At 39.2% G+C, this 7,768-nt stretch carries 7 protein-coding genes; 2 read left to right on the forward strand and 5 right to left on the reverse strand.

From position 1 onward, the window contains the following. The first annotated feature begins 74 nt into the window (after window positions 1-74). The gene (chrA, locus tag NL42_RS12755) at window positions 75-1,424 is read left to right on the forward strand and encodes a chromate efflux transporter (RefSeq protein ID WP_461313018.1); all 1,350 of its coding nucleotides are present in this window, start codon (window positions 75-77) and stop codon (window positions 1,422-1,424) included. A gap of 18 nt (window positions 1,425-1,442) precedes the next feature. On the opposite strand, the gene NL42_RS12760 is transcribed toward chrA, so the two are convergent. After that, window positions 1,443-2,297: a helix-turn-helix domain-containing protein gene (locus NL42_RS12760; protein ID WP_461313019.1), complete on the reverse strand. Its 855-nt coding sequence runs from the start codon at window positions 2,295-2,297 to the stop codon at window positions 1,443-1,445. A 166-nt stretch (window positions 2,298-2,463) separates the two neighbouring features. Here NL42_RS12760 and NL42_RS12765 point away from each other — a divergent pair, with 166 nt between their 5' ends. Beyond that, window positions 2,464-3,381: a DMT family transporter gene (locus tag NL42_RS12765; RefSeq protein WP_461313020.1), complete on the forward strand. Its 918-nt coding sequence runs from the start codon at window positions 2,464-2,466 to the stop codon at window positions 3,379-3,381. A 31-nt stretch (window positions 3,382-3,412) separates the two neighbouring features. Here NL42_RS12765 and NL42_RS12770 read toward each other — a convergent pair whose 3' ends face one another. The 4 genes from NL42_RS12770 to NL42_RS12785 all read right to left on the reverse strand — a co-directional run. Next, window positions 3,413-4,417, reverse strand: coding sequence for a homoserine dehydrogenase (locus NL42_RS12770; RefSeq protein ID WP_461313021.1), 1,005 nt, complete (start codon window positions 4,415-4,417; stop codon window positions 3,413-3,415). Between the two features lie 113 nt (window positions 4,418-4,530). Next, window positions 4,531-5,322 carry a sulfite exporter TauE/SafE family protein gene (locus tag NL42_RS12775; RefSeq protein WP_461313022.1) on the reverse strand — a complete coding sequence of 264 codons (792 nt, stop codon included), beginning with the start codon at window positions 5,320-5,322 and terminating at the stop codon, window positions 4,531-4,533. A 179-nt stretch (window positions 5,323-5,501) separates the two neighbouring features. Further along, window positions 5,502-7,157 (reverse strand): bifunctional protein tyrosine phosphatase family protein/NAD(P)/FAD-dependent oxidoreductase, encoded by a 1,656-nt coding sequence (locus NL42_RS12780; protein WP_461313023.1) that lies wholly within the window; start codon window positions 7,155-7,157, stop codon window positions 5,502-5,504. Between the two features lie 9 nt (window positions 7,158-7,166). After that, window positions 7,167-7,768, reverse strand: a 602-nt coding sequence (locus NL42_RS12785) for an MBL fold metallo-hydrolase (protein ID WP_461313024.1), incomplete at its 5' end; no start/stop codon positions are given.

Below are 7,768 nucleotides of genomic sequence, written 5' to 3' on the forward strand. Positions count from 1 at the left end.
GTATTTGTTATGCTATAAAACATACTCCGTTATGCCATAAACGTAAAAATTACTATTATTTTTTAGGGGATAATATGCAACAAAAACAACAAAATACCCCTGATGATTCAGTGGGTAAGGTCACCTTCTGGCAAGCCTTTTTATTTTGGCTCAAGCTCGGCTTTATTAGCTTTGGGGGGCCAGCTGGACAAATCGCTGTCATGCATCAGGAACTCGTTGAACAAAAGCGCTGGATATCTGAAAAAAGATTTTTGCATGCCTTGAACTACTGCATGTTGTTACCCGGCCCTGAAGCACAGCAATTAGCAACCTACATTGGTTGGCTTATGCATAGAACTGCTGGAGGATTAGTTGCAGGTATTCTATTTGTATTACCCTCCTTATTTATTTTAATTGGACTGTCTTGGATTTACATAAAATTTGGAGATGTTCCCGTTATTGCAGGTATTTTCTACGGGATCAAACCTGCCGTTACCGCTATTGTCTTTCATGCAACGTACCGTATAGGTAGCCGTTCGCTTAAAAATAAATTTTTATGGTTAGTCGCAATTGCAGCGTTTCTTGCCATTTTTGTCTTAAAGCTTCCTTTCCCTCTTATTGTGCTATCAGCTGGTATTGCTGGCTATTTAGCGAGTAAAAAGTACCCAGAACTATTTTCCTCAGTCGCTGGGCATAAAGCCAGTCAAAAGGATTATGGTCCGGCATTTATTGATGATGATACCCCGACGCCAGAGCATGCTAAATTCCATTGGTTGCGGTTAGCTAAACTTATTTTTGTGGCAATCGTTTTATGGTTATTGCCAATTTTAGCTTTAGGTGCATATTTTGGGTGGCATCATTCTTATACTCAAATGGCGTGGTTTTTTACTAAAGCTGCATTACTCACTTTTGGTGGGGCTTACGCAGTTTTACCTTATGTCTATCAAGGGGCTGTAAATCATTTTGGATGGCTTTCACCTACCCAAATGATTGATGGTTTAGCTTTAGGTGAAACTACACCCGGTCCACTGATTATGGTGGTTGCATTTGTCGGTTTTTTAGGTGGTGTCAATCATTCATTACTTGGGTCAGAGCATCTATTTTTGGCTGGTGCATTAGGTGCTGTCATTGTCACTTGGTTTACCTTTCTTTTTTCATTTGTCTTTATTTTGGCTGGTGGTCCTTTTATTGAATCTACACATAATGAAATTAAGTTTACGGCGCCACTCACTGCAATTACCGCGGCTGTGGTCGGTGTCATTTTAAATCTAGCATTATTTTTTAGTTATCACGTGTTATGGCCACACGGTTTTTCTGGTCACTTTGATATTGTTGCAGCCTCAATTACCATTGCTGCATTTATTGCCTTATTCCGCTTTAACATTAACGTGCTATATGTCATTTTTGCATCAGCACTGATTGGTTTAGGTGTTTATCTTTTATAAAAATGAATCATGAGTCCTTTAACGTAGCTGTGAAGGACTCATTCCATAAAACTGTTTAAAGCGATGACTTAAATGACTCGCTGAACTAAAACCACATACTAGAGCAACATCTTGTAAAGAAAGTTGAGATGACTGAATTAACCCTTTTGCCTTAATTAAGCGTCTTTGCATGACATATTGGTGAGGTGCCATATTCATAGATTGTTTAAACATATGGGCAAAATGATATTCGCTTAAATTCACAACATTTGCTAAATCAGACAAAGTGAGTGCTTGGTCTAAATGCCCTTCAATCCAGTCTTGAATATATTTAAGTTTATGAGGTGCCAATCCACCTTTAATGACAGGTTGCTGCCACTTAACATTGCTATATCTTCGAATTAAATGATTCAGCAATAAACTTGCAGTGGTACTCATTTGTAAATGGTTTGCTGAATCATTCCAATCACAATCCAGCAAGAAAAACTGATATAGCGCTCGAATCTTTTCGTCATCATTAAAGACAACTTCATTTAGTTCAATTTGATTCGGCTCTTTGTCCCATATTTTTTCGGCGACATCACGCAAATGTTGGTCGGTATAATACAAGTGAACGAACTTAAGCCCGCCTCGTATATCCCAAGTAGACTCCTGATGCTCAGGCAATAAGCAAAAACGACCCGGCCCACCGCCATTTTTCCAGCCAGCAGGTGTTTTTTGATAGCTTTCATAGCCATCTTGAATATAAAGACTTAAAGTATGGTGATCGCTACAGACACTTACACGATCTTGCTCATTAGACCAAAATGCAAGTTGCATATTTTCATCAAGCACCACAGTTTCGTGAAGCTTGGCTTTAGATTGCTGTAGCTGTTCTAAAGTTTGATAGGCCATGCAAAATTAAAACGAATATCATTGAGCTTAAGTTAACCATATTCAGCAAAATTCAGCTAGTTCAGTTAAATAAAAAGCGCAAGATCTTGCATGTATAACACAAGAATATATACGTGAAAAATTAAGCATTCCTAGATACTTAAGTTTGGTAATCGAGGATGAAGTTATGAATATTTTACTCTATGTTGCGGTGGTGTTGATTTGGGGAACAACATGGATTGGAATTGCCGTTCAGAGCCATTATGCAACACCCATCGTCGCAATTTTATGGCGTTTTGCTATTTCAGCCTTATTACTTTGGGTTGTTTTACTATTTTCAGGAAAATTACAGCGAATTGCTTTAAAAGATCACTTGTTTTGTATGCTGCAAGGCCTTTGTGTTTTCGGTCTAAACTTTATTTGTTTTTATACCGCCGTTAAATATGTAAATAGCGGTTTAGAGTCCGTTATTTTTTCGATGGCTGTTTTCTTTAATGCCATTAATGCTTTTATCTTTTTTAAGCAAAAACCCTCACCAAACTTTGCTCTAGCTGCACTTTTAGGACTTGGTGGTATTGTTCTACTGTTTTGGCATGACCTTATTAATAGTCAGTTTAATGCGCAGTTATTAATGGGTATTGGGCTATGTGCAATAGGCACTTACGGCTTTTCTTTAGGGAATATGATTAGTGTTAGACACCAAAAACGTGGTCTAAATATCTTTTCAACAAACTGTTATGCCATGACTTATGGATCTTTGGTGATGTTAAGTCTAGCCTTATTTACTGGCCAAGATTTAATGCCTCCGATGAATTTCCCATTTTTAAGTTCGCTACTTTACTTGGCTGTATTTGGTACAGTTATTGGGTTCTCTGCTTATTTTTCGCTGGTTGGGCGAATTGGTGCTTCAAAAGCAGCGTATAGCACTTTACTCTTCCCTTTAGTTGCTCTAACCGTTTCTACCTTCTTTGAAGGATATGAGTGGACCTTAAATGCATTATTTGGAATTCTTTTAATTTTACTTGGCAACTACTTAATGTTTAGTAAATTTGAAATTGGAAAAAAGTTATTTAATAGTCAAAAAAGTTGTGAGAAGCAGGCCTAAAAGCCTGCTTTTTTATAAACCATGATTAATTCTAGCAGCCCGTTTTCAGCATCAGCTCGAAATCTTTTAAAGCTGCGGCTGCTGTGGCTAAAGGCGCAGATGCTCCTCCACTTACAACAAGTTCCCCCATTTCTTGCGTTAACACGCGAATGCATTTATTAGAACCTTGAAGATGGGCAAAAGGATGATTTACTGGAACTAATCGTAATTCAACCCCTGTTTGAATTTGCTGATTTTCAATATGAATAAAACCCACCAGACGAGGAATTAGATCTTCTTTTTTCCAATCACGAATATGCTCGGCAGTAACATGGCTGATTCCTTGTCTTGGAATATCTTGAATTTTTATATCAGCTCCCAAAACCGTATTTGCCAATATCGTAATTTTAGCAGCGGTATCCCATCCATCTACATCAAAAGAGCTATTAGGTTCGGCAATACCTTTTGCTTGGGCTTTTTCAAGAGATTCTGCAAACGCACATTCATGTTGCAACATATCATTTAAAATAAAATTTGTGGTTCCAGTAAAAACACCTTCTATTTCTAAAATCTGACAGCCCGCTAAGTTATATTCAAATAAATCAACTGTCGGTAAAGCCGCAGCCGTCGCACCGCTAAAAAAAAGTTTTTGCTGGTGTTGATGAGCCAAGTTAATTATTTTTTTACCTTCTACGACTAAAGCACCTTTAGATACGGCTATCGCATTCATGTTATGTGTTAGAGCATAATTTAAATAAAACAGGCCTTTGCCCCCTGTCACATAATCACTTGGCCCAGTCTCAATAATGACATCCGCCTGTACCTGTTCTAAAAACTTTTGTTCAGTGAGACCTGTTTGATATTTAGTTTTATCTAGCCACTTGGCAGCTTGTAAACCGTCTTGATCAATTAAGCCTGATGATGAATTACATACACCCACTAAACGGGTATCAATTTGATATTTTTGTTTATAGTATGTCGATCGATTTAAAAGAAGCTCTGCAATTTGTTGCCCAATCCGTCCAAAACCACAAATTGCCACATTAATTCGCTTCATATCGCTTTCTCAAAAAACTTAAATGGTTTAAATACAAAATTTCCAAAGATAATTTTAGCATTTCATCTTTAGAAACTTTGTATCTATAAAGGTGAGTTAAAATACTATATCACTTAGATATTTGTGAGATTAACAATCTTAACTACCATATAAATTGCGACAGCAAAAACCATTAAAGCAAAGACTTTTTGCACAATTGCAGATGGAATAAAACGAATAGCTCGGCGTCCTAACAACATACCGAATGCACATGCGAGCGCGAACGCACTAGTGATTGCTACTGGATAGTGAAAACCCTCTGCAATATGCATCACAATACTCATTCCACTAATGAGAAAAATAATCATAAGTGAGGTTGCAACAATGCTATGCATATCCAAATTTGTGACTTTTCTAAGCGCTGGCACAATTACAAAGCCACCACCAACCCCTAGCATGCCAGTTAAAAGCCCAGCAATAATTCCGATACTGGCAAGAACGCTTCCCGTTTTAAAATTCCAGATAAATCGTCCTGTACTTGGGTTGACCTGACACGGCGGGTTATGAAAGTCTGATACTCGGTTACTAATAAGTCGATAACCTACTGTAAACATGACTAAGCTAAACATTAACATGAGCCAAACAGGTGAAATCGCGTTGGCTATTAAAATTCCGATATGTGCCATAGGGGCACCAATTAAGGCAATCCAGATCGCAGCACGATAACGAACAATCTTTTTAAATAAGCCTTCAATAGTTCCAATGAGTGTAGATAGCGCAACAGCGAGCAAACCAATCGGTGCAGCTTGAGCCACTGTCCAGCCTTGACTGGTCATGAGCGCAGGTACAGCAAGAATACCACCACCTGCACCAGTAAGACCAAGTAAAAAGCCAATCACGATGCCTTCAACGACAAGTAATAACATATTAAAAGCCTAAAATTGCATATACATCATTTGCAGTAGACTGCTGGTTAATGAGTGAATAGATCTCGTCTTCTTACGAAGCTTTAGTCGCTTCTCAGGGTAAAGATTATTAATCTTTACTTATCCTCTTCCACTCGAACATAGTTCTCGTCTTGCGCTCGGACAAAGCGTTGCTTTGTTTATCCTCGCTCAGGTTTGACCATCCACTCGCGGCCCTTGAGCATGCCTTGCCAATAAATCGGTGGCAAAATTTGCTCTTTAAGTAACCATGCCAATCGAGATGGTTTCTGCCCATCAATCACCCATTTTGGAAAACTTGGAAGTAATTTGCCGCCGTAACCAAACTCAGCCAGAACGATTTTTCCACGCTCTACTGTGAGGGGGCATGAACCATAACCGTTATATTCACAGAAGTTCTGCTCACCTTTAAATTGCGCTAGAACATTCACAGCAACTATCGGGGCTTGTGCTCGTGCCGCAGCAGCAGTTTTGGCATTAGGCGCATTCATTACATCACCTAAAGCGAAAATATTGGCATGCTGTGTGTGTTGTAAAGTTTGTGGATTAACACTTACCCAGCCTGCTTCATCCGTAAGAGTGCTTGCACGAATAAAGTCTGGGGCTTGTTGTGGTGGAACAACATGCAACATATCGAAATCCGTCTCGACCAATGCTGCCTTTTCATCGTTCACTACCTTAAACCATGCTTTTTTTGCAGGTCCATCTACTTTGACAAGTTGATGATTAAAGTGCAGTTCAGAGCCATATTTTTCGATATATTGCATTAGTGCAGGTACATATTCCTTCACACCAAATAAAACAGCACCAGTGTTATAAAAATGGATAGAGATATCTTTGAGTTTGCCTTGCTTTAACCAGTAGTCAGCTGAAAGATACATTGCTTTTTGAGGAGCACCGGCACATTTAATCGGCATAGGCGGCTGGGTAAAGATTGCCTTTCCACTGTTTAGCTGTTGCACCAGTTCCCATGTATACGGCGCTAGATCATAACGATAGTTAGACGTCACCCCATTTTTACCTAAGGTTTCAACTAAACCTTCAATGCCATGCCAATTCAGTTTTAAACCAGGACAGACGACCAACGCTTTATATTGAATCGGTTGGCATCCTTCCAAAATCACCTGACTGTGTTCAGGGTCAAATCCAGCAACGGCGGCTTTCATCCATTTTACTTTTGCAGGAATCACACTTGCCATGGAACGTGCGGTTACTTGAGGTTTAAAAATACCACCACCGACCATGGTCCAACCCGGTTGATAATAATGAGTGTCTGCTGGATCAATAATGACAATATCTAAATTAGGTTCACGAGACAGTAAGCTCGATGCTACAGAAACTCCAGCTGCTCCAGCACCCACAATTACAACGCTATAACAAGGAATTGTCGCTGGTTCATGATCACGTTTTAAAATACGTGGCACTAAGCCTTTTAAGTTAAAACCAAGTTTGTTACCTGCTTCTACTAACAGTGCTGCATCTTTTGGAGCAACTTCAGCCAAAGCCCACAAACTGACTGCACGCATACCAGAACGGCAATACGCTAAAACAGGTTTTTGGGCATTCTGATAAAGCTGCTTAAACTCGGCAACTTGTTGGTCGGTAATTTTGCCGCTGGTCACAGGCTGATAAATTACGTTTAGACCATATTGTTGAGCTGCTTCTTCAATTTCAATCACATTGGGTTGGTCTGCACCTTCTCCATCTGGACGGTTACATATCAGAGTTTTTATCCCTTGATCAGCAATTTTTGCGATATCGTCGGCAGTAATCTGGCCAGCAACATAAAAATCTTGATTAACTCGTTTAAGTTCCATATCGTCACCTTATGATTGTGAAGTTGAACCACAGGCCTGATTGGCAGGTAGTGCTTTATCGATTTGTTTTGGATATGGCAGATTTAAATTATTCATCAATTTAATAAAATCTTCTCGTGAGCGATTCTGACCTAAACGTGAATTTTTTAAACGTTCATAACCAATCGTTGAAGACAAACGACCCTTATAGTCGTGTCCCGGATACACAATAGTTTCGTCAGGTAAGCTGAAAAGTTGTCTATGAATACTGTCAAAAAGTGTCCCTGCATTACCTTGCTGGAAGTCAGTTCGACCACATCCATCAATTAATAATGCATCACCAGTGAAAACCATGTTTTCAACCAAATAACTCGTACAAGCATTGGTATGACCTGGGGTATAACGGGCTTCAATACTGAGGTTGCCGACTTTAAGCATGCAACCATCTGTAATTAAAATATCTCCGCAACTTACATCTGAATTACGGTGTAAAACCGATTTACAATGGAAACGTTCACGAAGCAAATTCGCAGCAGTAATATGGTCTGCATGAACATGGGTATCTAAGGTATAGATGAGCGTAAATTGATGCTGAGCTAATTCTTTTGTATAAATCTCTATATCTGATGCGA

The sequence above is a fragment of the Acinetobacter sp. GN11 genome, from assembly GCF_054823985.1.